The following is a 2,911-nucleotide window of genomic DNA, read 5'->3' as shown; positions in this document are numbered from 1 at the left end:
ACGACGCCGCCGCCGGGGCGCTGGCCGTGGTGCGGGACGCGCGCTCGGGGCGGCGCAGCAGCTGGCCGTTCCGGGCGACGATCGCGGTGGCCGCCGTGGACGTCGTCCTGCTGCTGCTCGCCGGTCGGCCCCCCGCCCCCTGACCGGCCTCCGCGCGCGCCCGGTGGCGCCGGGGTGGATCATTGGTCGGGTCCCGGAACCGTCGACCGAGGAGCAACCCCCGATGAGCAAGGCCACCGTGCTGATCGCCGCCACGGCCGGGTACGTGCTCGGCGCCCGCGCCGGCCGCGGGCGCTACGAGCAGATCCGGTCCGCCGCCCTGAAGGTGTGGGGCAACCCCACCGTGCAGGACAAGGTGAGCGTGCTGGAGGACAAGGCGACCGACGCCGCCAGGGCCGCGGCCAGCACCGCGTCGCAGAAGGCCGGCGACGCCGCGAAGGCCGCCGCGAGCACCGTCGCGGACAAGGTGCGCCACCGCGGCGGCGACGCGGGCGAGCCCGCGCCCCAGGGCACCGTCACGCTGGACACCCCCACCACGACGACCGTCAACGGCACCAGCACCCTCTGACCGCCGGGCGCTGCGGCGGCCGCCGCCGCCGGGGTCCCGTCAGTGGCAGGACCCCGGCGGCGGTGGCACGTCCAGCGCCGGGTTGCGGTCGAAGAACCCCACCGGTCGCAGCACGAACGACACCTTGTCCACCGGCATGACGGGCCAGTCCTCCGGCCGCACCACGTGGTGGATGCCGAACACGTGCCACAGCACCACGTCGGTGCCGACGAGCGCCTCGTCGTCGGCGGTCCAGCGGGTCATGCCCGCGTCCTCGCCGCTCTGCACGGGGTGGTCCCCGGCGGGCCAGCGCTCGTCGTCGTGGTGGCGGGTGACCCACACGTCGTGGCCGATCACGGGGGCGCGCAGGAACTGCAGCGCCTGCGCGCCGAACATGTGCGGGATCGCGGCGTGCGGGACGAGCTCGTACCCCACCGGGGTGCCCAGCCCGTTGCGCGCGGTGGCGTGGACGACCTTCCAGCGCCGCTGCCGGGACCAGTCGACGTCGCGGCCGGCGGACGCCTCGGAGGTGATCGGGGTCTCGGTGGTCCCCACCGCCAGGCCGTGCGGGTTGCCCGGTCCCACGGGCAGGGCCGCCGAGTCCACCTCCAGCACGGTGTTCTCCGTGCCGTCGACGTCCAGGTCGAGGCGGGCGACGACGAAGTGCTGGTGGAGGGGGGCGTACGTCCGCTCGTCCACGAGGGTCCCCGTGACGGGCACGTCGGCGCCCTCCGGCAGCGGGGTGGTCACCACGATTCCGGTGGCGCGCACCTCGCACTCGATCGACCCGTCGAGGTGCAGGCGCCAGTAGACGAGGTACTCGTAGTTGGCGACGGTGGCGTGGAAGGAGACCACCATGCGCCGGGAGCGGCGCACCTGCACCCGGCCGTTCGCGTCGACGTGCTTCCACAGCACGCCGTCGTCCTCCTCGTGCAGGCAGACGGCGTTGCGGACGGTGTACGGCTCCCCGCGGGAGTCGGCGAGGACGGCGTCGAGGTAGCGGATCTCCCCCAGGCAGTCGCACCCCAGCTCCAGGGACGTCGTCATGGCGCCCAGGCCCCACTCGCCGATGTCGAAGGCGGTGCGGCGGTAGTGGTCGAACCCGGGATCGCGGTAGGGCACGACCATCTCCGCGAACGACATCCGGTGCGCCACGGAACGCTCCCGGCCGCCGTCGTCGTAGCGCAGCCGGTGCAGCACGAGGCCCTCGCGGGCGGTGAACCCCAGCCGCACGGACCACTTCTGCCAGCGCAGCTCCCCGTCCACCACCGTGAACGACGGGCCGTCCGGCTGGTGGACGTCCAGCCGCCGCAGGTCCTCGCGCAGCGCGAAACCCGGCAGTCGCGCGGCCAGGAGCTCCGGTTCGTACTCGCCCACCACCGGCGCCGGTGGCGCGACCTCGTCGGCCTCGTCGATCTCCAGCAGCTCCATGGAGTTCATGTCCACCACGAACTTCAGCCCCTGCACGTGGTGGGCGTAGGGGCTGCCCGCGGGGGTCTCGCGCCGCCACACGTCGCACCAGCCGAGCCGGCGGTCGCGCCAGCGCTCGGGCATCACGCCGAGGCCGTAGGTCCAGACGTCGAGGAGCACGAGGTCGAGGTCGGTGACGCCGCGCGCGGCCAGCGCCGCCACCACCCGCGGGTCCGCCTTCAGCGCGGCCTCGCACTCGTGGTACTCGTCGACGGTGAAGTTCGGCGTGACGCCGGGCAGGTGCCGGAACGAGACCAGCTCGCCGGCGACGAGGTCGACGACGGCCTCGTGGGTGCGGTTGTCGGCGCGGTCCCACAGCACCGACAGCGCCCGGCGGGGCACCGCGTCCCCCGGCCGCCACGCCAGCACGTCGGCCTTGGGCGGTTCGGCGAGGGTCACCGACGCGAAGCGCGTCCCCGGTGCGAGCCGGCCGGAGGCCCGCAGCACCTCGCGGCTGCGGGTGATCTCCTCGGCGTCGAGGGGGGCGAGCGGGTGGTTGCTCACCCGGCCACGCTAGCGGCAGCCGGCGTCCTCAGGGCAGCGCCGGGGGTTCGTGCCGCTCCGGCGGCGGGGTGGCCCGCACCCGCGGCGAGGTCCGGGCCACCCGCGCCAGCTTCGAGGGCGCGCGCAGCACGTCGACGCGCACGACGCGCCCCGCGGCGGTGGTGAGGGACACCACGAGCACCAGGCGCCCCTCCTCGTGGGCGGCGAAACCCGCGGCGCCGTTGACGAGCACGGGTTCCACGACGGCCCCGGCGCCCTTGGCGGCGATGCCGAGGAGGAAGCGGGCCACGTCGCGGTCGCCGTGCACCGGGCGGCGGGTGGCGCTGACCTCCCCGCCGCCGTCGCCGGTGAGCACCACCGCTGGGTCCAGCACCGCGACCAGGCCCTCGA

General features: G+C 75.3%; 2 protein-coding genes and 1 pseudogene. 1 reads left to right on the top strand and 2 read right to left on the bottom strand.

Annotated elements, in window-relative coordinates; translation table 11 throughout:
• Window positions 1-223: 223 nt before the first annotated feature.
• Window positions 224-568, top strand: coding sequence for a YtxH domain-containing protein (locus ABEB16_RS19990; RefSeq protein ID WP_345713951.1), 345 nt, complete (start codon window positions 224-226; stop codon window positions 566-568).
• Between the two features lie 39 nt (window positions 569-607).
• Here the strand turns inward: ABEB16_RS19990 and ABEB16_RS19985 are convergent, their stop codons facing one another.
• Both ABEB16_RS19985 and ABEB16_RS19980 read right to left on the bottom strand, forming a co-directional pair.
• A complete protein-coding gene (locus ABEB16_RS19985) occupies window positions 608-2,521 on the bottom strand; it encodes a primary-amine oxidase (RefSeq protein ID WP_345713950.1) in 1,914 nt (637 codons plus the stop codon).
• A 28-nt stretch (window positions 2,522-2,549) separates the two neighbouring features.
• Window positions 2,550-2,911, bottom strand: a pseudogene (locus ABEB16_RS19980) (RNA polymerase); the annotation flags it as partial.

It is taken from the genome of Kineococcus glutinatus (assembly GCF_039542765.1).
GTDB classification, from domain to species: domain Bacteria; phylum Actinomycetota; class Actinomycetes; order Actinomycetales; family Kineococcaceae; genus Kineococcus_A; species Kineococcus_A glutinatus.
This window is presented reverse-complemented; position numbering and strand designations above follow the sequence as displayed.

What these genes read in the sequence shown, in the direction of transcription:
- ABEB16_RS19990 (WP_345713951.1), top strand. Translation starts at nt 224, where the DNA reads ATGAGCAAGGCCACCGTGCTGATCGCCGCCACGGCCGGGTACGTGCTC.